We start from the raw sequence: 21,171 nt of genomic DNA on the forward strand, positions 1-21,171 counted from the left end.
ATTGTGTGCCATCTCAACCCCGCGGATACTGCAGATGTGAGGAACATGGTCCGTCTCTGGCGTCTTTGGCGGAGTCCGACACTTCGCCTCTCAGGTTCAGCGGATCGAGGCGACGAGCAACATGGGCATCAGACAATTTATGAAGAATGGTCCGCTAGGGTTCGGGGCTGCGCCACTCGGCAACATGTTTCGTAATATCCCTGATGCGGAGGCCGCAGCTACGGTGCGCGCCGCTTGGGAGTCAGGAACGCGTTTCTTCGACATGGCACCTTTCTATGGCGCAGGCCTCTCCGAGGTTCGGTTGGGCAGGGAGCTTGCCAAGCACAAACGCTCTGATTACGTTCTCGGCAGCAAGGTAGGACGCCTCGTCCTCGACGAGCTCGAGCAGGATGTACAGAGCTTCGGGGAGAAGGGCGATCTCTTCAAACACGGTCACCGCAACAAGGTGGCGTATGACTACACCGAGGATGGCACGGTACGGTCCATTGAGGAGAGTCTCAAGCGCATCGGGGTAGACCACCTTGACATGGTTTGGATTCACGATGTCGCCCGTGATTTCCATGGTGATGACTGGGTTCGTGTTTTCGAAGTAGCTCATCGCGGCGCGATGGTCGCTTTGACGAAGCTTCGAGAGCAAAAGGTCATCAGGGCCCGGGGTCTCGGCGTGAACCGCGTGGAACCCTGCGAACTCGCGATCGACATGACAGAAACTCACCCGGACGGTTTCCTCCTCGCCGGACGCTACACCCTCCTTGACCACGACCTCGCCCTGCAGCGACTGATGCCTGCGTGCGCGGAGAAGGGGGTGGACATCGTAGTGGGCGGACCTTATTCGTCAGGCGTCCTCGCGGGAGGCAAGCACTTTGAATACTCCTCCCCATCTCCTGCGATCCTGAAGAAGGTCGAAAGTCTCAAGAGCCTCTGTGCAACCTTTGGAATTCCGATCAAGGCTGCAGCCCTTCATTTCGCACTTGCTCACCCCGCAAGTGCCGCTGTCATTCCTGGGGCGAGCAAGCCAGAACGGATCGCTGAGGACCACGCAGCAATCGATATCGTCGTCCCTCACGAATTCTGGGCGGAGCTACGGAAACAGCAGCTTGTTTCACCTCTTGCTCCCCTCCCGATCGATCACAAGTAAGGAGACCCGCATGGCTTCGGCAAAAGCTACCCTCCATCTCCCCATCCCACCAGATGAAGCTCGGCAGCTCATTGGCGGCTTCGGCTCATTGCCCGATTGGGTGCCAGAAGTCAGGCAAAGCCTGCTCGCCGACGGAGGCCGTATTCGCCACCTCCACGATCCTTCAGGGCATTCTTTTGTCGAACGGCTCGAGTCCTACGATCGGGTGGGTCGCCGATATAGCTATTCGATCGTCGCATCACCTATATCCGTGACCGACTACTTGGCGGTGATTGCCGTGACCCCGGCAAGCAACGGTTTAGGCTCCGATATCGAGTGGTCTGCCACGTTCGCCCCGTTGGCGATCAGCTCGGCAGAAGCGGAGAGCATATTCGCCACAATCTTCTCCGAGGGGCTCAAAGGGTTGGGGACTCGGTTTACAAACAGCGCACCCGCGAAGCCCGGCACTATCTAGTCATATCTCAACGCAGGGTCGTGAACCACACTGGAGACTTACCATGGCAGAACCGACGGAACATGAGCTGGAGGAGCGGCGGCTGGCTGCTCACTCACAACAGACCGACATCGCACCCGAACAAGTCAAGCAGATATCTGCGGCTCTCTCAGCGTTGCTGGCCGACGTGTTCGCGCTGTACGTCAAAACAAAGAACTTCCACTGGCATATGAGCGGTCCGCATTTCCGCGACTACCACCTTCTCCTTGACGAGCATGGCGACCAGCTCTTTGCCATGACGGACGATATTGCGGAGCGCGCCCGCAAACTCGGTGGCACCACCGTGCGGTCCATCGGTCACATCGCGCGGATCAAGCGGATCTCCGACAACGACGCCGACTACGTCACCCCCCAAGGCATGATCGGGGAGCTGTGGGAAGACAATAAAGCCCTCGTTCTCTCTATGAGACAGCTTCATGATCTCTGTGATGATTGTGGCGACGTCGCCACGGAGAGCGTGCTCGAGAATTGGATCGATGAGGCTCAAAGGCGCTCTTGGTTTCTCTACGAGATAAACAGAGGCTGACCTGCCGTGATCTCGTGGAACGCTGCAGATCGGGGACCAAGGAGGGCGTGATCCCGGACGAAGCTGGCATGAATGGAACGATCGTCGCAGAACCCGCACTGTCGCACATGCCGCGATCTATGGCACACCCCCGGCGCAACGCTGGGTCGCCACTCTGGGTGCGGTACTACTCATTTGGCGATCAATAGCCGATAAGTGCATTGGCGATTTGGCGCCAGCTGAGACGATATGGCAAGCCCACCCTTCGATTCGGCCACCGCTCGGGCGGAAGCTAATTTCTCGGCGCCATGCGCATCAGGTGGTACTCAGCGACGGAATGGCCGATTCTTTATGTTAGGTTCGTTGTCTCTACTTCGCTTCGGAGAGTTGAAGGCAAACATATAGACCAGGGGCGTGCCGAGCCGGGATACTTTCGGCTGACCGCGTCAGTTGCGCGTTCGTGATTGCTTGCCTCAATAGAGAAGCGAAACTCCTTATGTGACGCCCGGCTGCCCTAAGGCTATCTTTTCGAAGGAGCGGCACAACAAGAACGATGGCCACTATGACGGCGACCGCAGATAGAAGAACCACCTGTGGGCGGTGATGAACTTCGCAAATGAAATCAGTTCCTCTCACTTTTCGCAATCAGCGAAGCGCGACCCTTCCCACTTATCGGCGATCTCGTTAAGCGTTGGGCGATGGTTTCTTCTGAAGTCTGAGAGACGGTGAATGGACTAAACTGGCGCCGGCAGCTAGTAGGCACAGGTCTTTTGAGACATCTCCCTCCACGGACAATGTCTTGCGCTGTTGGCTTCGCGTCCTCGCGCAACCCTTGGCGGCTCGATAAGAGGTAATCGTGAGTAAAGGGCTTGACAAGTGGCCTATGGGCTTTATAGTTGGGCCACCGTCAGTCTTCAGTTGAGAACTCGTTAGTGAGGAGCCGTAGCAAATGGCCACGCAGACCCGCGTTTCGCATTTATTGCTCCTCGCCTCCTTTTGTCTAAACCTCTTCCAGCTATCCAGTTACGGACAGTCGGCTACCGCGGCCAGCATGACTGCTGTGCAAGCTGCACCACCGGCCAACTCTGTCAACGACTACGAATTCACATGTCCTGGAAGCTTCCCCAGTGACTTGAAGGTCGTCAATTGCGAATACACGACCTGGCAGCGGCTTCATGATTTTGTATCGAATGGCTTGACGGACAAAGCATTGCTCCTGTCGATGACTGGATCGGTGTTTACAACGGCAATCCGAACGCCAGCGGAGTGGCCAGGAACGTGGAAATACTACGGCTACCGAGTGGGTGCAAGCTACACACAATCCGCCGGGAATTCGGCGGCCCAGCTAATTGTAGGAGGGCTCATTCACGATGACCCCCGGCACGTCGCCTGCGACCACGATCCGCTTCTCTTCGGAATCCTTAATGCAGAGCAGATACTTGCGTTCCACTGCTCGCCAGGGCGGCGGCTGAGGCACGCGTTTCTCGATTCTGTGACGATGCGGTTGTCCTATGCCGGCCAGTTGCCGCCGGAGAACAGTTATAAGGCCGTTGCGACATATAAGCACGTGTACAGGCGCTTGCCGGCGATCTCGCGGCTGGTAGGAAGCTATGCGGGAGCATACGCGCAGTATCCATGGGAGCCTCGGAAAGCAAATACATTTGGTGCGGTGTCGCAGCGGGCGGCCCTGAGCTTTGCGCCGGCCTTCCTAGGTAGCTTTTGGACGGAGTATAGCTCATCCCTCTTCTCCTACCTGAAGAGGGCGAGGCAATAGCCGGTATTCATTTGAGCATTCTGGCTCGACATAGGCTCTTCCCTCAACTTAACATTTGCACAACCTTGCGAACTTATCTGCCCCTTTGAGTTCCGAACGGTGGCTCAAAACCTAAGCTGATCCTGTAAGCGGAAGAGGTGTGCATTGCTTCAGATAATGAGAGGGTCAGGACCTTGGAAGCTTGTGTGTAAATCGGTAGTACCTGGCGTTCTGTTTTTCTTCGGTGGTTGCGTTGCACCGAAGGCGTATCGTCCAGTCCAGGTGTTGACGCCCGCAGTAGTGGAGCGTGGCCCAGATGCCACCTTCCGGGAAAGCATAGCGAAGGATGCGCTCACGGCTCTACCCGTGAGCAGGCTGTGCGCAGCAGCAAAGAGTCCGCAAGGCCATCTTACGGAGGCTGGCGGCTATGGCGGTTCGCCGGAGTCAGGGCCGTGCCTTGCGTTTGTCGAATACGACAAGGCGGGTAAGCCCTATCGCGACACCAACAGGCGAGTCGGCGACCAGATGGAGGTCGCGCTTGATTTGGTGCGGAAGGCGATTGCAGATGATCCTCAGCACCAGCCGATCGTCGTCGCGTTTGTTCATGGGTGGAAACACAGTGACAATCCTGGGAACGCGGCCGCAGGGGCAGTGAGCAGACGCCCGCCGGAGGACGAGAACGTACAGGGGTTTGAGCACGTACTGAACTTCCTGTACCGGTGTTATTACGCGGATCCGGCGAACACTCCTTGTGTCAAACAGACGCGAAACGGAGTCGGTAAATCGATGCCGCTGAAAGGTCACGTAGTAGTCGGGATCTACTTCAGCTGGTACGGGGCAAATATCTCGCCCGCTTTTCCGGTAGCGCAGCAGATTTCTGTGTATTCGCGGGGAACGGAAGCTGATCGGGTGGCGAGCGCGATGTCATTCTCTCATGATCTGGAACGACTGAGCGTCGTGGCGCACCCGACGGCCAAACCAGAAGGTAAAGAGCCGCTACTAATTCTTGTGGGACACAGCTTTGGCGCGCGGCTGCTAGAGCAGTCGATTGAAAGACCGATGAAGGACAGAATCGCGCAACAGATCGCGCCGGGCGCGAACGGCAAGGTGCCCAACTTTGCGGACTTAGTCTTGTATGTCAATGAAGCAGCCGCAGCTGAAAAAGGCGTGGGTATGTTGGATTTCCTCGGCAAGAACGAGGTGGAGTATAGAACGACGGAAGGGCCGAGAGTAGGGCCCGAGCCCTTGATTGCCTCGGTTACTACACCTGCCGATGCTGCTACAGGTGTGGCATTCTCGGTCGCGTATTATCCTAAAAGTCTCAGCCAGACAGGAAATGTAACGCTGACTGCGTTTGCTGCGGGGGCGCCAGGTAAACATACTTTTTCTATATCAGAGCCGAAGAGAAAACTGTACCGGAACACACTGGGGCACCTCACCGAATTTCAGAGCCATGTTTTGGCGGAGGTGACTCCGCCGAACTGCGAGGGCGGGGACCCGGACGACTTCTACTTCCGGGTACCAGAACATTGCTTCCATGTGAGTGAGGCGAAACCCTTTGCAGGACAGGACCATCGCTGGAATGGAACGCCCTACTGGGTCATAAGTACGGACCAGAATGTGATACCTGATCATGGAACGATTTTCACAAGCCGGTTCATGCGGTTTGTAGGACATCTGTTGCCGGATGAGCGCTACAAGCCGATCGTCACAGGCGTTCTAACCAGCGGTACCGCCCGGTTCTAGAAGAGCGAAGCCCGCTCGAAAGAATTCGTGCTGTGCCTCGAAGTACAGATGGAAGGGATTTAGGCGTGACCGACTTGAGTATATTCCGCTGTTCGGCAAGGACATCGGTGGACACCTGAAGCCGCTCTTGACATGGGAAGCGAGCGGATGGGGGCCCTCCTTGGGGCTTGGGTTCGCGACCGTTGCGGTTGTGGAGCGCACACGCTGCCCTGTATCCGCTCCGTAGGCGGAGAACTCGGCTAAGCGTGTGGCTGTCGATGACGCGCGAACGCTTCAGCAAATCCCTGCTGTTGCAGGTCCCTGTTCCACAACTTGGCAAACCTCACGTGCTGAGCTTGAAGCTGCATGTGACAGCGGTACTGACCGTCTCGGAGGAAGCGGCTCCACTGCTCGATACCGACGTAATCGTTGCGGTAGTAGAACGGGTCGAGGATGGCGCCTTGGATAAACGCCAGTTCGAAACACATCTCAGGAATCGCGCATAGCGTCGCCGTTCTGCTGGCCTTAATGCGCAACCGAGAGGGCGGGGAGACCGGACGGGCCAGATTCATCGATGGCCTCGATGACCAAGGCCATATAGAGCGGGTCGTCGATGTGCAGGTGGAGGCCGTGCTGCCAGCCTCCAGCGGCTTTGAGGATGCGGAGAACGGTGTCCATTACGCCGCCTCCTCAGTCGATGCCCCGCCCTGCTCTTGCTGCGGGGCAGGTTCCAACGCGGCGAGGATCACGCTCGCGGTCTGCTGAATGACTTCCAAGCTCTCGGCCAGCAGCGACGCGTTGCCGTGGTAGAGCTGGATGTAGTCGGCGGATGCAGTGCCGGTGACGAGTCCGACGGCCTTGCCCACCACAAAGGCAACCGCCTCGGCTTCGGTCTCGCGGATGGTCTTGGTTGTGGATGTCCGTCGCTCGGCCTTGTGCAACATTTCGTGCGCGGTCTCATGGACCAGCGTCGAGAACTCTTCGGCTTTTGTCTGACCCGGCAGGATGGCGATACGTCCGCCGTAGCTCATGCCGAGCGCGGGAGCGATCATTGGGGTGTAGACAAGCTCGATGCCCTGCCCTGTGAGGAAAGCGGTCAGCCGCTCGATGCTCTCGCCGGGATCACCCGAGACCTGGTGCACCTCGGGAAGGTCCGCGCCGTTGGTCTGCGAGATGTCGAATACGTACGCGTTACGGAAGCCAAGCAAGGCCCGGGTGTTCTGTTTTGTGATGTCCTGTTCGGCCTCTGCATCCTTCTTGCGGCGGACACCCACGATCGGGGCAAGGATGTGGATGCCCTTCGCTCCGGCGTTCACACTTCGGCCAAGGTTCTTCCATGTCCAGAACCCGGCCACGCGGGTCGCGGTCGGCATCTGTCGTGCAATCTCGAGCACGTTGCCGAAACTGTAGTTGTGAAACCGGCTCATCGCCGTGAGGTAGTCAGTGAGAGCTTCGGAGTGTCCTGCTTCCAACTGCTCGATCAGGAGCTTGATGTTGGCCGCGATGAGTTCCTGTTTGGTGGTGGGTGTCTTCTTGGTGGGCTGTTCGGTGAGGCTAGCTGCGCTCGTCATGGTGGTCGGCTCCTTGGCTCGTCTCTGGCGTTTGCACGTCCGCGTGGATCGCGGCATGTACATGCCGAATGCCTCCTGGCGAAGGCGGGGGTAGCAAGGCGCAGGGGGAGGGGTCTCCCCATCCTTGGAGCGGACGCAGAGCGGGAGCGAAAAGGACGGAGCGGAGCGGAGGTCTGCACAAGCGAACCGGGGTCCCCGAAGGCGCTCTTTGACGGCTGGGGTGGTGACGCGCGGAAGATTGGGGACACCCCTTGTGCCGCGCGATCGGGGCAGAGCCCCTTAGCAAAGGCTTGTCAACCGCATTCGTGCGCGCCAGCGCACAGGATTTCTAGGGTCGCGTTGCGGCAGGAACAGGCCGCTGAGGTGGGTGGCGGAAGATGCGGAACCCGGCTGGAGCCAGGCGAGGAGTGCAACTCCTCCCTACAGACGTCGCCACTTAGGTTTGCAAAGCGATCTTTGTCCCCGACTAAGAACAGTCGCCGATCTCGGTGTCTGCTCGACATGTCTACTCAGAGAGAACGATCTTGCCTCACGACGGGAGGTTCGACAACCTCGTCTGATCAGACGACAAACCCAATAAAATACATCCATGCGAGAGGTCACAACGATGCCGATTGCTTGGGAAGACTCGTCGACATGGATGCCCAAGGTTCGTAGTTTTCTAAATCCTCGACTGGAGGATGGTGCCATTGCCACGTGGCAGAGGCGAAACGACCTGAATGATCTTTACCAGGATGACTGCGAATGGATTGAGATGCTTGAGTCATCTCTCCTCATCGAGTTCGAGCAGACGTGCGTCGATTTCGCGGAACATCTTGAGGGCTTTGATTCACGGGTGTTCCATGCCTGCAGACCGATAGATGTAGGTGAATACATTCGTGGCGGACTTTCGATTGCGAGCTGGGAATCAAGGCGGCAGGGCTTGGTTGAATCCATTCGCGATCTGAAGATCAGCACGACAGACGCTGACTTCCTCATGCAATCGTTCGAAGAAGTCGCATCTGAAGACGACATTGACATTGACGCTATGTTCGTAGCGGTTGATAGCCGCCACCTGATTCAGTCTTGCGGACATTACTTCATACTCGGTAGCGAATGGATTGCTGCCCATCTCGGACAGGCGTACTACCCGGCATTGCGTAAGCGTGGTATCCCGACGCTCTTGCATCTTCGTCTAAGCCTAAGCTTGACCACTTAGCGGGCTAGAGCGGAGTTTGCAAGAGAGCTTTTTCGAGAGTGGACGCGGTTAACAGCTCTGCGTGAGTCATCCGTTCGCGATGTTAATTTCACGTTTCGTTTGACGACTGCGCTACCCCCGGAAAGTCTCCTCGATCACACGCATCCAGAGATGATTCCAGATCCGCATCATCCACAAGGCTGGGGCACGATTTGGAGAAATCCAAATACAAGATGTCCTCATTGTTTGTGATACAGCTATGAAAGTAGGAGACGGACTGAATGCAACGTGCCTACCACTTCGTTTCTCTCCAGCATGGGCTGGATGACCTTCGTCAGCGACGTCTGAAAATTTCACGGCTGGACGACCTCAACGATCCTTTTGAGCTCTGGGCTATCGCGCAACCGGATCGCCACGTCCGACAAGCCCTTAAAGACACAAAGAACGAAATGGCACAACAATGTGGCCTACTGTGTTTCAGCCTTGACTGGCATAATCCGTTACTTTGGAGCCACTACGCAGACAGGCATCGAGGCATAGCACTGGGGTTCGATATCGACGACCAAATATTAAGACCGGTTTCTTACCGAAGAACCAGGCCGGTACTGAAGATGATTGATCTGAAGGTTCCGAATTGGCTTCTCTATACCAAGTACATGGATTGGGAGTACGAGCACGAAGCGAGGATCTATACCGACCTGAAGGAGCGAGACACGCGGACTAACTTATACTTTGCCGACTTCAATGATCAGCTCGTTTTGCGTGAAGTGATTGCCGGGCCGCTATGCTCAGCTTCCGAAGTAGAACTGCGTGCGGCAACCGGTGTAGCAACCAACGTCGTTTTCAGGAAAGCGAGACTGGCGTTCAGAAGCTTTAGGGTTGTGGCGAACCAGCTCGGGTTCGGCAATTGATGTCAGCGTCTAAGGCTCATGCGGTACGATGACGACGCTTCACACGAGCAGGGAGATATACAGCTCCGAATCACGAATGTTAGATACGTTACTCCTCGCGACCTTCATAGAAGCTGTCCGTGTTGATGTGGAGCGAACCGGGCGTGATCGAAATTTCGAGGGGGTGTTCCGTATCTGCTTCAAACTTGCAATCGAGTGGATAGCTATCATAAGAGACGGCACCGTCATCTCTAGCGACATCGGCATCAGAGCCGTATTGGAGTCTGACATCTACGCTGCCATCACCTTGGAAAAGGATGCGATTCGAATCGAGAGAAGTGATCGTTAGACTCTCCAAGTGAACACCCTCTACCGTTGTTGACAGAATGTCCAACTGCGACTGGACTTGACCAAACAGCTCTTCCGCAAGAGTGTCTTTTGCCGCATCTGCGGCTTCAGAGAGAAGACTCTCATGTCGCTCGGTGATCAAAGTTGCAAGCCGGTCGAATGTGTCGATTGCATCCATCGCTTCACGTTCGGCCTCATCAGGCGGAAGACCGAAACTCTTCTCGATGTCATGCCCGAAGCTGCTGAGACGATCGATCAGCTTCGTGTACTCCTTGACCGTGGTATCCACATCGATGTGAAGCTTGTCTCGAACGAAATCATCGTGGAGCGGCCCCTGAACCGCGAACTTGGCACGTTGTGCTCGTGTGACCCCATCCTTTTCCCGAAGTTCGGTCTTTTGCACGAACCACTCGCATTGCTGGATCTCCTCCTTTGGTGCAAGATGTTCGAGCCAGATGCGACCGAGTTCGCGCATGGCGAAGGCAAAGTTGTTGAGGCGCAGTGGATTGTCTTCAGAGTCGAACCCCGATACGGCGGCGTCGAAGATCTTTCGCTCGATCTCGACTTTGAAGTGCTCGCGAACATCTTTAGTTAGGCTGTCATCCGCCAGGCTCATAAGGGCTTTTCTTCAGCGTCCCAGGCGTGCGTACCGTTCTTGCAGAAGCATCATCTCGGAATTCGAGAACGAGATAATCGTCGTTCTCGTTGTCTCCCTTCGGCTCGAAGCTTGCCGCTGTGATTGTCATGCCTGCGTCAAGGGCGCGTCGTACTTGGTTCTCCCCATTCATCGTCCACTGCTGGAATTTCTCGTAAGACAATTTACCCGCGATCAGTTCTTGGACCGCTCGTGCTGAGATTTTTAGCATTACTCGTGTTCCTCCCAATCCCATCTGTGTCGGGACATAATGGCCGCGCGCATCAGGGCGGCACATTCCTTGTTCATGCCACGAATAGGCGGTGTATCCGCTCAGTTGCGGCGGCGGCATCGTCTCCACAAGCTGGTTCAAGCGGACTGCATCTTCTTCGCTCAACGCTCCAGGTCGTGTGAAGACGTTGCCTTGCCAATAGCGTTCACTCCCACTACCAGAGCTGCGCCGTTCCCGGTTGGCAGAGATTACCATCACGAAGTCGATCGCTGGGTAGTCGTCCAAGAACTTGAGAATGACTTGGCCGCCAGAGAAGTGGTCATGGGACGACCTATGCACACTGAGGTCTCTGAGCAACCCGCACCCGGCATCTCCAAGAAAGACGATGCGCCGTACTCCTTCGTCCGCTTCCCTTGGTTGTTTGGATTTGAGACGCAAGGACGCATAGAGCGGGTTCTCCTTGAGGTTATAGGTCAAGGGAGGCATCTTGCAGAAGTAGTTGGACAACGGATGGACATAGCCGCGCCATTCAACGTTCACGGCGATTGCAGCATTCCTGAGTGCTAGAGGTTGACCGGGGGGACCATTGGACAGCCACGTTTTTAGTTTGCCTCGGAGCTCCTCGTCTAATTCAAACTCACGACGCACGAGCCTCCGCCGGAAGAACGCACTTTTCCCATTCCGGGCTCTTTCATAGCCCATTGTTTCGTCAAAGGTGTAATGGAGATGGCTTGAACTGTTTGCGAGAAAACGGTCGGCTTGTGCGTTCATGATGTTGCACGCCCTTCGCATCGAATCAGCGCCGGATAGTGAAACGTCATCTAGCGCCGCCACGTCGGCGATGATCGGTCCTGACGGAAGGAGGTCGGGCGAATAAATGTCTGGAGTACGGGTTCCGGAAAGCCGGTCGATCTCTAGTATGGCAACTTTGGAAACAGCCCAGCTAATCGATAACTCATACTCTGCTGGCAACGCCTGGTTTGGCTTTTCGTTCTCAAGACGATTAAGAAGGTCTTTGGCTTTACCGCGATCAAGCCACGGACCTAATTCATCGAACATTCGTTGCAACTGTCGTCGTCCAAAAATTGGCATAGGCTGATCCGGGCAATGCAGGATTGCCCACTCGCTCAAGCATGAAATTGTATACGTGCAGGGCGTCGGATAAACGTCCGTTCTTCTAGCTGGTTAGAAGTCCTGCGAATCCGCCTAGCCGTACCGCGCGCGTCGGTTCATAGAAGCAGCAACTGCGATTCTCGAATGCCATGTGCACCGTCAGCTTTTTGGCATCCGGCTGGTTCAGAGACGAGCGAATTGTCGCGACATTCGACGTAATGATCTCCTGCCAGAACTTGAGCTCGTCGAAAATTTTCCTGCAGTTGTAGTGGTCTTCGATGGAGTCACCGGATGCGGTTGTTCCGCCCGCAGGGGGAAGATAAACCGTCCCGTCCGCGACAGTCACCGCGAAATTCGCGTTGTAACTGCGAAGTGATTGGCGCTTCGACGTAGCGAATGCCTCTGGCTTCATGAGGCTGTGATTCGCGCGTGCAATTGTCTCCGGCCAGTTGTCGTGCAAGATTTGAATGAGCTCGGTGTTGACCCATTGCTCTTCGACCATGTGGGAAGACCTGAATCAGATAGACATCCGCGTCGGCAAGGACGCAAAACAGCAGATGATCCGTCCCTTCACGCCGGAAGTGGAGGTGCTGGATGCCCCATGAGTTCAGGAGTGGATCGGGCCAATCGGGCCGCTTCCTCTTCGCGACCTGACGGCTAAGATAGGGCTTGAGGTCGCCGCCAGCTTTGAGCAGTGCGACTAATGCTTCGTAGTCCTGCTGAAATTGCGGTGGGACCGCAAGATCTTTCGATACGTGAACCGTTCGTGGCTTTGCCGATGGAATGCGTCGGTTATATGCATTCAGGAAACGAGTCGTGTTGTCTTCTGGAGATAACTTTTCGGTGTACTTGAGACCACATGCAGGGAGGGCACTCTCGCGCAGGTAGCCGATCCAGTCGTTTTTGAAATTGAGGTTGATCTGATTGGGGTCGGGGCTACTGTTGTGGTCTTCCGGTGCGAGTGCGTCCAGCATGGGAACGAACGTATCTGAAACACAGAAATAACGGCCAGCATCCTGACTGCGAGCGGCCATCATTCCGGCCACTGCGACAGCAGCGTACGGATTAGTGTTTGAATGGACAACGAATGTCCGCGAGAAACCCTTCAACTTCTTGAGAAGATCCTCTCCCATTGCTCACCTCAAGCCGCGTTTTTGGCGTGATCGTTTTACTAGAATCCCCGATAGGCCTCACAAGAGTTCTGGTCTGCGGGTCCGGATTTCCTGACTCATCTTTTCCGCCACAACGTTCATCTGTTCCTCTTGTTTCTTCCGAAGGCGACCGTAAATCCAGTCAAAAACGGTGGCGCGTTCGCGTCGCCCAACCAGGATTGCGTCTTGCAGTGGACGAGCACTGGATTCGATTTCAACCCCTAAGACGCTGCTCTGTAGCATGTGATTCCACAATCGTTCCGTGGTATCTCTCAGCCGGTCCAGCTCTGTAGCGCCATCGGTTTGCCGTTTGTATTCCCGCCCCGCCCACATCAGCGCAGGAAAGAGCGGAGCCAGCACCGCAAGTACAAATTGCTCCAGCGACCAGTGCTTTGCGAACCCGAATAAGAACGATGCAGCCGTAATGGTGACCAAGGTGATAACCACCCATCCGCGATAACGTCGCCGCAACTTCGAGTCCCACCATAGATTTGTTCTCTGGCATACTAAGCGGCCCAGTGCCAATGGCAACTCGGTCGCCTTCTTCGGATACCAATCGGGTAAAGGAACTTTTGGGTTCGGACGATATTCCTGTTCAGCTTCAAAGATCTCTTCGGGGGTCGGGCAGGAGCCTTCCAATGCTTCGTTATGCGCGATCACGAGAACGGCACAGTCGAATTTCTCTTGTGTGTTGGCACCGCATTTTCGCCATTCCGATTGTTTGGGGTCGAGGAACCATGTATCGGCCAACGCTGCACCAATGCCGAGGATCGCAGCCCATCCAGCAGCCTTTGGCCAAAGCGCCGTCATCACTGCGGCTACTACAGGAACCACCGCGGCCAGCCCCGCTTGGATGGCTGCAAGCCTCTTCGCTCTGGCATAGAAGACGCGCTGCGCTGCGAGCAACTGTAGACTGTCCGCTGTGTTCTGACGATCACCGATTCCATTATTCATAAAGTCATCTCCCAGTGAATTTATGGCAGGGGCATCCGCCAACCGAACAACTTGCGCCACCTGTCCACAGCGGCACGCTCTTTGCCTTCGTTCTCCAGCAGCAAGGCTTCCTCCGCGATGGCAAGCCAGGACCTTAACACGCCAGCGATTTGAAGTCGCTTATCCCGGGACATGCCGCCATTCACCGTGGGACCAAGGCCTGCGGGGTCTGGCCAATCTTCCGTGATGCGCTCGGCGGCTGACGCGAGAAAGAAGCGAATCTCGTCTCGATATCGGCCGAAGGGTTCCAGTACGAGGTCCAGCCCCATCACTTCCAAGAGGAAAGAGGGCTGAATCACATCGTTTGCTTCACGATTGATGCCCTTAACCATCTTGATGAATGGCACAAACTTCGCGTCACACGCGGCATTCTTTTCCGTGACGAGCCGTGCGTGCTCGCTAGGATCGGTTGCCATCCAGTGATCCCCGTTGGGCATAAAATAACCACCGTCAGCTCTTGCGAAGACCGGAGCGACCTCATACGAAGCGACATCTTCCCCCTGGTAGTTGATCGTCACGACGTGCTCATCCGTGTCCACATCCTGCCAGCGGGTGCTGACGACATCGCGCAACGCCGCGATTGCCGCAGCCCCCTTGCCCTTCAGTAAACCGCCTTGCCGTCCTTTGGGATCAATCACAATAAAAATGTCTACATCCTTGAGCCGTTTTGTCTTCGTGTGACGGTCATAGCTGCCGGTAAGGAAGTGGTCTTCTAGGTCCCAAGTTTTTTCGATGTGCTCGCGGATCAGAGTGTGGCGGGAGGATGCAAGCCCCAGCTCCGTGTCTGTGATCTCCAACTGTCGCTTGAGTCCGTCGAATGCGTCGTCAATGTATCCCATGCCATGCCTCACTTGTTGAAGTAACGTAGCCCGGTGCTTGCATGTGGCCCTGCCGCAAGCGTCCCAAAACTGTAGGAGCGCATCCCTTCGACAGAGGCCCTGTTGCCGGTGCCCCAGCCTTGCTGTGCCGAGCGAGGCCCCTTGAAAGAGCAGAAAATCCGATGGACCGTGCCGGTCGGTACTGTCTTCAGCTTCGCGAGATACCGAGCCAGTGCGGCCCGATCCGCAGTGAACTTGCGGTCTCCCTCGCCGGTCAATCCGTACGCTACTGGAAACTCGAAGATAGGCGAGACTGTGCCATTCGGTTGATGGCATTCCAAGATCACTGTCGAAAGCGACCCTTCCGTAATCCACGCAGCGATAGCCTTCTGATCCGTATCCCAATCCGCGAATACGCGCGTTGCATCGACCCCCAGTGTTGCGAGTATGTCCGCAATGGAGCCGAGAACCACATCAGCAAGATGCGTAGCAGTCTGGACGCGGGTGTACGTCGAAACGGAGGTAGTCATGACCGGCCTCCCAAACGGCGAAGCGCGTCCATGTCGATCAACGGATTCATGGGATTTTCGATCTTCACAGTCCTCGTCGAAGCCTGGGCTTTCCCAATGGACAGGTGCGACGATCCCTTGACCGCTGCGCTGAGAGCGGTAGATAGCGGGCCGGGTTCTTGCAGGTAAATCTTCCATCCGCTCGTAGCGGACGCGCCGCCTGGAATCGGGTTGAGGTTTTCTTTTACATCAAGCGCCGCATCGCCGGTCAGGATATTGATGGATACATCCAGCTCTACATCTGCCAGCAGTAGCCCCGTTTTTTCGAGATGACCACCAGCGATGAGAGCCGGACCTAGCCCCTTGAGCCTTTGCAGTTCGGCGGCGACACTCCCCGAAGGAACCGACGAGCTACGCTCTAAGGTACTCGTCAACAACTGGCAAACTATCTCCCAGGCTTCCGACGCGCTTCTGATTGGAGCGGCAGCAATGAACCTAGTGCGTTCCATTTTTTACTCCTTCCTTAGATTTTGTGTCTTCGGCTGTGTGAACTCTGCCCGCAGCAGACTTCAGATCATCGATGGTGAGAGCGCCTGGATCGATGACTGTATCCAAACGACCCAACATCGCTTCCGTGACAGTCTTCCTTATGCGTCTGCCGTCGAGACCGACGAGAGTCTTCGCGACGGTCTCCAAGCGATGGTCGGAGGCAAGTTGGGCGAGTTCGGGAAAGGCCTTGGCCATCTCCCCAAGTGTGTGACGGAGAATAGCGGCAACCCCGGCGGCATTTGGCGCTGGCACATGAATCGCGATGTCAGCGCGGGACAGAAAGGCAGAATCAACCGCGCCAGTGAAATTGCTGGTGGCGACGAAAAGAACGTGAGGGAGTGCCTTAGCGTTCGCGTCAATTGCGGTTAGCACTGCATCTGTGGCGCGATGGACATCCGCTGGGTTTGCCGCCAGAGACGCTTCGCTGCGCGCGACAACCATCGACTCGACTTCATCCAGCAGGACGACGGCGGGAATGTGGTCATCGACAATCGACGGGATATGTTCCGTCAGCAGGTCGGTGACCCGCCTCTGACTCTGACCGTGTTCGGCGCTCATCAGACCGTGTGGATTAATCTCGATCAGGCGGGCCTTCTTTTTGGCCGTGAGCGGTGCGAGCTGCTGAGCCAGACCACGCGCGAGGGTTGTTTTGCCGGTGCCAGGTGGTCCATAGAGGAGCGCAAGCCCGTGCAGAGCAGTCGTCTCGAAGGGAAGACGACTTCGAAGCTGGAGGCTAAGCGCCGCCGTTCGGAGCAGTCGGTCCTTGATCGACTGCTCAACGATGATGGAATCCCAGAGATGTTCATAATCCTGGTCGGGCATGAGGCGGTTTGTCGTGACAATATCGGCTACGTTCATTTTGCAAAGTTCCTTTGCACTGAGCAGAAGTACTATGCAAATGCGATTGCTGCAAGTACAACTTTCGTGTGAAGAGTCGAGCAAAGGCGTCCAAGGAGAATCCTGCAGCTGCGTTGCAGGCCGACATCCGTAATACAGTTCCCGCAGTAGGAGCTGTGCTTCGGCGGGCTCGTGAGCACAACGAACTCTCATTGCGTGAAGTGGAGAGACGAACTGGAAGATCGAGCGCATATCTTTCGCAGGTAGAACGTGGCCTGATCCGCCAACCCGATCCTGTCGTTCTGTTGGAACTCGCAGAGATCTACCGGCTGGATTTCCTCACGTTGGCGCGGTGGGCGGGATGGGCGAGTGATGCCGAATCTCCGACGGACCCGGCTAATTCAACAACGCATCTGGTTCGCCAAATCCTTGAGCTTGATGATGGGCAACGTGCGCACCTAATGAGCTATATCCAGGAGCTGACGCGGAAAGCGCGGACATAACTGCATCCTTTCCTGCTGTCGAGAAGCCAGTCAGAGGGAGAGGCTGCGACCAAGCGCGGTTGCATCGTTCGGAGCCATCGCGTGGCCCGTATGGACGACGGTGTTTTCTAACGGCTTCCCGAGCGCACTCATAGCTGAAGTTTTGGACACGTCTCGGCTCAGGCTTTCTGCGAGATTCGCAGCATCATTGGTATAAATTTGCGCGTCGTGCGAGGCGCGAGAGACCGATACATAAGCGAATCTGCTGGAAATCAGCTCCGGATGAACGTCGGTGTCCATATTGACAATCACCCGTTCGGAAGTGAGTCCCTGTGAACTATGCGACGTGACGGCGTAGCCGTGATCGAGGTGTCTCATGTCGTTCGCGTCGAAGCGCACAATCCTGTCTTTTGTCCCGTCCATGCGAACGCTAATCTTGCCATCTTTGATGTGCTGGATGGTGCCGAGGTCACGATTCACGACCTGCAAGTCTCTCGACGGAGCCGTGAATTGGATCTTGTCTCCAATCGCAAACTCGCGCTCGATCTCGCGGTACGCGGCGATGCCGCGCAATCGTGAGGGGTCATAGGTCACCTGCTGGCCATCATCTTTCCGCACGGTGACGAGATTGTCAGCCGGGTTCGTAGCAACAACCTGGGCATAGGTTCTGGCTTCGATGCTATGCTCTTTGCTGCCGCGGACGTAATGCAGAACATCTCCTGACTGATAGCGTGCGGCCCACTCGCGGTCTGCCCCCGTCATATCGTTGCGCGGCGTGAGCACGCGCATCGAATGGTCTTTGCCGTCTACGACGCCAAGCGTCTGCAACTCCTGCCGCACGGCCTGATTGATGGCGCGGCGGGAGGCGTTATCGGGCGAGACGATCAACGTGTTTTCAGGATGCGCAGCATACTCTTTCGCGATTGCCGCGACTCGTTGCTGCGGGCCAACGATCTCAGTGATACGTCCCTGTTGTGAAAGCATCTCGACACCGAGAGCCGTTTCATTGTTGGACAGATGCTCGACAGCTCTCAGGAGTCCAGCGTCCCTCTGACGCATGATCTGGTCAAGCTGCGCAGTCCTCATGCCCGCTTCCTGTAACTGCTCGAATGGCTTTCCGGCATCGACGCCCTGATGCTGGCGCGTGTCGCCAATCAACAAAACCTTGTCCTGCGGACCAACCTTGTTGAGAAAATCGCGCATCTGTTGCGTCGATGCCAGAGAGGATTCATCGACCATATAAAGATGCTTGTTCGCGGGATCGCCGGCGGCCTGCAGGCCGCCGCCCGCGAGGAAGCCTTGCAACGTGTCAGCCTTAATGCCAGCATCACGGAGCTGCTTCGCAGCACGCGATGTCGGCGCAAAACCTTCGACGGCGTAGCCGTTCTTCTCGGCTCCTTCGCGTATGGTGGCCAAAACTGAGGTCTTACCTGATCCGGCCCGCCCCTGAAGCCCTTGCACCCGGTCATACGACGTGAGAACTTCTTCAACCACCCTCTTTTGAGCGGCATTGAAATGCGGGCGCGAGTCCGCTAGCGGGATGGCGCTCTCAATCGCCATGATCTGTGGTGCGCGGCTCTGTCCATCTTGAACCTTCTGGATGATTTCATTTTCAGCCTTGATGGTCGCCGCGGTGGTGAACCTGCGCCCGGCCTTGGAGCCATCGTCGGGGATCTGTTTGAACTCGCCGGAGGCAACACGCGCCTCGAAGGTGGCGCGGACCTCCGGGTAGGTCATCTCGCCCATGCCCCGGCGCAACGCGTCCACGTAGAGAGCGCGTTCGTCTACGACGGCCTCACGCTCGAAGCCTTTATCGCGGGCGAAGGTGACAGCCTCCCGTACCTGCTGCCGTCTTTCGTTTGGAAGGCGCTCTTGTGTCTGTTCCATCCGGCGCTGCCGCGCCTCAGCCACAACCCTTTCGGCCTGGTTGCCGAACTCATCGGCAATCTGTTTGTGTGCGGCCAGGATTTCAGCGGGAGACAAGATGACCTTCTTATCGCGGGTGTTGTGTGCCGCGATCTGTGCGGCCTCCGGCCCGGAGAAACCGCTGCGACCCAGCGCCTCTTCGATCTGCTGACGACGTAGGCTGGATGCTTCAAGATAGGCTGCTGTAAAACCTTTCACGTCGGGTGCGCCGCTCTTGCCAGCTTCGATTTCATAGCCGAGATCACGCAACTTATAGGTCAGATGGGATTGATAGACAGCGGTGGCAAACTGCTGGCTCTCGAAGAGAGCGTGTGGTTGCAAAGCCCGCATTTTGCCGTTATCGCGCTCCGTCATATTGAAGACGACGACGTGCGTGTGGAGCTGTGGGGCGGCGTAACCGTCTACCGGACGAGCGGTGTCATGCTCAAACTTGGCCGCCGCGAACTTTCCGGTCGTTTCGGCAGGACTGTTCCCGCCGATGCGAGCCTGCGTGTATCTCTCCAATTCGTTTAGGGCGACGTTGACGGCCTCGCGATGCGCCTCACGCACGCGGTCATCACCGCCGACAAGCGCAGTAAGAGAGACGGACTTCGGCGCGGAGAAGGTCGCGTCCCAACCGGCGCGGTGTTCGACCGGCGACACCGTTTTCCCGTCTGCGTTCTTGTATTCATGAACGACGCGATGCGACACCAACTGCTTGCCGGTCTCCGGGTGCTGGCCTTCGGAGAGACGGGCGAACTCCGCTGCGCCAACAGCCCCCGACAAACCAAACTCATCGGCCAGCTTTCCATGCCATTCACCTTGTATCGTGTCGCCTTGCTTCCAGTAGTTCTGCTCGGCGGCGGTGAACTCCTTGGCGTGGTAGGTCTGTGCCTGGCTGGCGGAGAGCGGCTTCGAGATATTCAGCATGGCAACTCCTAACCGTGCGTGATGACGTTCTGTTCTTCGTGGACATCTGCGGTGAGCGGAAGCTCCGGCTGTACCGCTTGTGATGTTGCAGGCTCATTGGGTGTGGGTGGCGGAGCGGAGGGTTCTGGCTCCTGCTTCAGCTCCGAGGAAGACGGCTCCGGCTTGCCGCTCCGTATGTTCTTCGGGCCATACGGGAGCTTGTCGTCAGGCCGCTCTCGCAGTTCAAAGGGCTTGGCGATCTCCGGCATATCGAAGTACGGAAACGAGAAGTAGGTCACATAATTTTGATACTTCATAAAGGCGTGGAGGTCTGGGAGCCCGGAGATTTCGGACTCCAGAACCAGAGGCTCGACCTGCCTATCCATCGTGAAATTGCGCCCAGCCCTCGTACCGTCGAAGTGTGTCTCGCGTAGTCGCTCGATCTCTACTTTACCGATGAACTTCGATACCCACTCCCCGGCGTTTGGTTCCTTGGTTGTGAGCCAAACGCTGGTCGCGGGCTGCGAGAGCATCACCTCGGCCAGGTGCCCGTACAGATACTCGACCTGTGCCTTGCCCTGAAAGCCAAGCACGACCGGATTCTGGCCCTTACGTCCTTCGGTGATCGCGGTGTGAAGTTGCGGCAACTTCTGTAAGCTCGCCAACTCATCAATCAAAAACCAGACACGCTTTTGTCCTTTGGTCGGCTCATTGAGCAGACGCAAAACCAGCCAATCAATCCAAAGACTCTGCAATGGCCGTAGCGCTTCGCGCTCGGCTGCGCGGGAGGTAAGAAAGATCCATCCTTGGCGTTTTTCCGCCCAATCGGAGGCGGTCCATGTGCCGTTACCCTCGGCCTTCTTCGGCAACAGACGAAGACTATCGGCAACCAATCCCAGGGAGCCGAGAACGCCTGCCCTCTGCTGGTGAGCCTGCGGGTCAATCAAATGTGCGTGCTCGGTGCCCTTGAGCCTGCGGTCAATCTCATCTGGGTTCGACATCCATTGCACCAACTCGTCCGGCGTCGGCCCATACGCCATCAGGAAGGCAAAGATCTTTTGTGGGGACTCGATAAAGAATTCGCCCTTGCGATCCTGCGGCGGCTGGAACAATGAGACGGCCAACGCCTTCGCTTCGGAGCGGCTGCGCAGCTCCTCGGCTGGCCCCCAATACGGGCAGCGCTTGTCCAGAGGATTCAGAATGACATCCCCACGCGCCGGGTCGTAGAACCGCTTCACAAACTCCCGTGCCGGGTCGTATACGATGGCCGAATCGCCCCGGCTTTGTACCTGCCGGAGTACCTGGAACATGAGGGCGGACTTACCCGCGCCCGTATCACCGATGAACTGCATGTGCTGGGCCTCGGCCCGCGCCGGTATACGAATCATCTCCTTCATGTCATCGGTTTTGAAGCCGACGCCATCGCCTTTGACTACCTC

General features: G+C 56.7%; 21 protein-coding genes. 7 read left to right on the top strand and 14 right to left on the bottom strand.

All coding sequences use genetic code 11. The features are described 5' to 3' along the window. Positions 1-121: 121 nt before the first annotated feature. Genes AC5IJH_RS08815 through AC5IJH_RS08825 form a run of 3 tightly spaced genes read left to right on the top strand, consistent with a single transcriptional unit; the run spans position 122 to position 2,157 of the window. A complete protein-coding gene (locus tag AC5IJH_RS08815; RefSeq protein ID WP_491902441.1) occupies positions 122-1,138 on the top strand; it encodes an aldo/keto reductase in 1,017 nt (338 codons plus the stop codon). Between the two features lie 10 nt (positions 1,139-1,148). Next, positions 1,149-1,592: an SRPBCC family protein gene (locus tag AC5IJH_RS08820; RefSeq protein WP_491902442.1), complete on the top strand. Its 444-nt coding sequence runs from the start codon at positions 1,149-1,151 to the stop codon at positions 1,590-1,592. Between the two features lie 43 nt (positions 1,593-1,635). Continuing rightward, a complete protein-coding gene (locus tag AC5IJH_RS08825; RefSeq protein ID WP_491902443.1) occupies positions 1,636-2,157 on the top strand; it encodes a Dps family protein in 522 nt (173 codons plus the stop codon). 1,324 nt (positions 2,158-3,481) lie between these two features. Here the strand turns inward: AC5IJH_RS08825 and AC5IJH_RS08830 are convergent. Then, on the bottom strand, positions 3,482-3,613 hold the full coding sequence (locus tag AC5IJH_RS08830) for a hypothetical protein (RefSeq protein ID WP_491902444.1): 132 nt from the start codon (positions 3,611-3,613) through the stop codon (positions 3,482-3,484). Positions 3,614-4,171: 558 nt separating this feature from the next. Here AC5IJH_RS08830 and AC5IJH_RS08835 point away from each other — a divergent pair. After that, positions 4,172-5,635, top strand: a complete 1,464-nt coding sequence (locus AC5IJH_RS08835) for a hypothetical protein (protein ID WP_491902445.1) — start codon at positions 4,172-4,174, stop codon at positions 5,633-5,635. Positions 5,636-5,874: 239 nt separating this feature from the next. Here the strand turns inward: AC5IJH_RS08835 and AC5IJH_RS08840 are convergent, their stop codons facing one another. From AC5IJH_RS08840 to AC5IJH_RS08850, 3 genes are read right to left on the bottom strand one after another with little or no spacing between them, the layout of a single operon-like run. Beyond that, positions 5,875-6,186: a DUF6908 domain-containing protein gene (locus AC5IJH_RS08840; protein ID WP_491902446.1), complete on the bottom strand. Its 312-nt coding sequence runs from the start codon at positions 6,184-6,186 to the stop codon at positions 5,875-5,877. Further along, positions 6,140-6,292: a DUF6908 domain-containing protein gene (locus AC5IJH_RS08845; RefSeq protein WP_491902447.1), complete on the bottom strand. Its 153-nt coding sequence runs from the start codon at positions 6,290-6,292 to the stop codon at positions 6,140-6,142. Before AC5IJH_RS08845 ends, AC5IJH_RS08840 begins: the two co-directional genes overlap by 47 nt. After that, a complete protein-coding gene (locus AC5IJH_RS08850; protein ID WP_491902448.1) occupies positions 6,292-7,185 on the bottom strand; it encodes an ArdC family protein in 894 nt (297 codons plus the stop codon). The genes AC5IJH_RS08845 and AC5IJH_RS08850 overlap by 1 nt, the downstream gene beginning before the upstream one ends. Before the next feature lie 589 nt (positions 7,186-7,774). On the opposite strand from AC5IJH_RS08850, the gene AC5IJH_RS08855 reads away from it, so the two are divergent. Both AC5IJH_RS08855 and AC5IJH_RS08860 read left to right on the top strand, forming a co-directional pair. Further along, complete coding sequence (locus tag AC5IJH_RS08855; protein WP_491902449.1) at positions 7,775-8,383, top strand: hypothetical protein; 609 nt, start codon at positions 7,775-7,777, stop codon at positions 8,381-8,383. 260 nt (positions 8,384-8,643) lie between these two features. Continuing rightward, entirely contained in the window at positions 8,644-9,273 is a 630-nt protein-coding gene (locus AC5IJH_RS08860) for a DUF2971 domain-containing protein (protein WP_491902450.1), read from the top strand. A gap of 88 nt (positions 9,274-9,361) precedes the next feature. Here AC5IJH_RS08860 and AC5IJH_RS08865 read toward each other — a convergent pair whose 3' ends face one another. The 8 genes from AC5IJH_RS08865 to AC5IJH_RS08900 form a co-directional block, all read right to left on the bottom strand. Then, positions 9,362-10,216 carry a pPIWI-associating nuclease domain-containing protein gene (locus AC5IJH_RS08865; protein ID WP_491902451.1) on the bottom strand — a complete coding sequence of 285 codons (855 nt, stop codon included), beginning with the start codon at positions 10,214-10,216 and terminating at the stop codon, positions 9,362-9,364. Next, the gene (locus AC5IJH_RS08870) at positions 10,200-11,597 is read right to left on the bottom strand and encodes a hypothetical protein (RefSeq protein ID WP_491902452.1); all 1,398 of its coding nucleotides are present in this window, start codon (positions 11,595-11,597) and stop codon (positions 10,200-10,202) included. Before AC5IJH_RS08870 ends, AC5IJH_RS08865 begins: the two co-directional genes overlap by 17 nt. A gap of 266 nt (positions 11,598-11,863) precedes the next feature. Further along, a complete protein-coding gene (locus tag AC5IJH_RS08875) occupies positions 11,864-12,712 on the bottom strand; it encodes a hypothetical protein (RefSeq protein WP_491902453.1) in 849 nt (282 codons plus the stop codon). 57 nt (positions 12,713-12,769) lie between these two features. After that, on the bottom strand, positions 12,770-13,684 hold the full coding sequence (locus AC5IJH_RS08880) for an S-4TM family putative pore-forming effector (protein WP_491902454.1): 915 nt from the start codon (positions 13,682-13,684) through the stop codon (positions 12,770-12,772). A gap of 20 nt (positions 13,685-13,704) precedes the next feature. Continuing rightward, a complete protein-coding gene (locus tag AC5IJH_RS08885) occupies positions 13,705-14,562 on the bottom strand; it encodes a CBASS oligonucleotide cyclase (protein WP_491902455.1) in 858 nt (285 codons plus the stop codon). 8 nt (positions 14,563-14,570) lie between these two features. Beyond that, complete coding sequence (locus AC5IJH_RS08890) at positions 14,571-15,071, bottom strand: hypothetical protein (protein ID WP_491902456.1); 501 nt, start codon at positions 15,069-15,071, stop codon at positions 14,571-14,573. Next, the gene (locus tag AC5IJH_RS08895) at positions 15,068-15,559 is read right to left on the bottom strand and encodes a hypothetical protein (protein WP_491902457.1); all 492 of its coding nucleotides are present in this window, start codon (positions 15,557-15,559) and stop codon (positions 15,068-15,070) included. The genes AC5IJH_RS08890 and AC5IJH_RS08895 overlap by 4 nt, the downstream gene beginning before the upstream one ends. Beyond that, entirely contained in the window at positions 15,546-16,457 is a 912-nt protein-coding gene (locus tag AC5IJH_RS08900) for an AAA family ATPase (RefSeq protein WP_491902458.1), read from the bottom strand. Before AC5IJH_RS08900 ends, AC5IJH_RS08895 begins: the two co-directional genes overlap by 14 nt. 155 nt (positions 16,458-16,612) lie before the next feature. On the opposite strand from AC5IJH_RS08900, the gene AC5IJH_RS08905 reads away from it, so the two are divergent. Beyond that, positions 16,613-16,939 carry a helix-turn-helix domain-containing protein gene (locus tag AC5IJH_RS08905; protein ID WP_491902464.1) on the top strand — a complete coding sequence of 109 codons (327 nt, stop codon included), beginning with the start codon at positions 16,613-16,615 and terminating at the stop codon, positions 16,937-16,939. Positions 16,940-16,969: 30 nt separating this feature from the next. Here AC5IJH_RS08905 and mobF read toward each other — a convergent pair whose 3' ends face one another. After that, the gene (gene mobF / locus AC5IJH_RS08910; protein WP_491902459.1) at positions 16,970-19,753 is read right to left on the bottom strand and encodes a MobF family relaxase; all 2,784 of its coding nucleotides are present in this window, start codon (positions 19,751-19,753) and stop codon (positions 16,970-16,972) included. 8 nt (positions 19,754-19,761) lie between these two features. Next, positions 19,762-21,171, bottom strand: a 1,410-nt coding sequence (locus AC5IJH_RS08915; RefSeq protein ID WP_491902460.1) for a type IV secretion system DNA-binding domain-containing protein, incomplete at its 5' end; no start/stop codon positions are given.

This window comes from Candidatus Dedyshia acidiphila (assembly GCF_051025295.1).
Lineage (GTDB): Bacteria > Acidobacteriota > Terriglobia > Terriglobales > Acidobacteriaceae > KBS-83.

Coding starts and splice junctions, on each gene's coding strand:
- AC5IJH_RS08815 (WP_491902441.1), top strand. CDS start 122: ATGGGCATCAGACAATTTATGAAGAATGGTCCGCTAGGGTTCGGGGCT.
- AC5IJH_RS08820 (WP_491902442.1), top strand. CDS start 1,149: ATGGCTTCGGCAAAAGCTACCCTCCATCTCCCCATCCCACCAGATGAA.
- AC5IJH_RS08825 (WP_491902443.1), top strand. CDS start 1,636: ATGGCAGAACCGACGGAACATGAGCTGGAGGAGCGGCGGCTGGCTGCT.
- AC5IJH_RS08840 (WP_491902446.1), bottom strand. CDS start 6,186: ATGAATCTGGCCCGTCCGGTCTCCCCGCCCTCTCGGTTGCGCATTAAG.
- AC5IJH_RS08845 (WP_491902447.1), bottom strand. CDS start 6,292: ATGGACACCGTTCTCCGCATCCTCAAAGCCGCTGGAGGCTGGCAGCAC.
- AC5IJH_RS08850 (WP_491902448.1), bottom strand. CDS start 7,185: ATGACGAGCGCAGCTAGCCTCACCGAACAGCCCACCAAGAAGACACCC.
- AC5IJH_RS08855 (WP_491902449.1), top strand. CDS start 7,775: ATGCGAGAGGTCACAACGATGCCGATTGCTTGGGAAGACTCGTCGACA.
- AC5IJH_RS08860 (WP_491902450.1), top strand. CDS start 8,644: ATGCAACGTGCCTACCACTTCGTTTCTCTCCAGCATGGGCTGGATGAC.
- AC5IJH_RS08865 (WP_491902451.1), bottom strand. CDS start 10,216: ATGAGCCTGGCGGATGACAGCCTAACTAAAGATGTTCGCGAGCACTTC.
- AC5IJH_RS08875 (WP_491902453.1), bottom strand. CDS start 12,712: ATGGGAGAGGATCTTCTCAAGAAGTTGAAGGGTTTCTCGCGGACATTC.
- AC5IJH_RS08880 (WP_491902454.1), bottom strand. CDS start 13,684: ATGAATAATGGAATCGGTGATCGTCAGAACACAGCGGACAGTCTACAG.
- AC5IJH_RS08885 (WP_491902455.1), bottom strand. CDS start 14,562: ATGGGATACATTGACGACGCATTCGACGGACTCAAGCGACAGTTGGAG.
- AC5IJH_RS08890 (WP_491902456.1), bottom strand. CDS start 15,071: ATGACTACCTCCGTTTCGACGTACACCCGCGTCCAGACTGCTACGCAT.
- AC5IJH_RS08895 (WP_491902457.1), bottom strand. CDS start 15,559: ATGGAACGCACTAGGTTCATTGCTGCCGCTCCAATCAGAAGCGCGTCG.
- AC5IJH_RS08900 (WP_491902458.1), bottom strand. CDS start 16,457: ATGAACGTAGCCGATATTGTCACGACAAACCGCCTCATGCCCGACCAG.
- mobF (WP_491902459.1), bottom strand. CDS start 19,753: ATGCTGAATATCTCGAAGCCGCTCTCCGCCAGCCAGGCACAGACCTAC.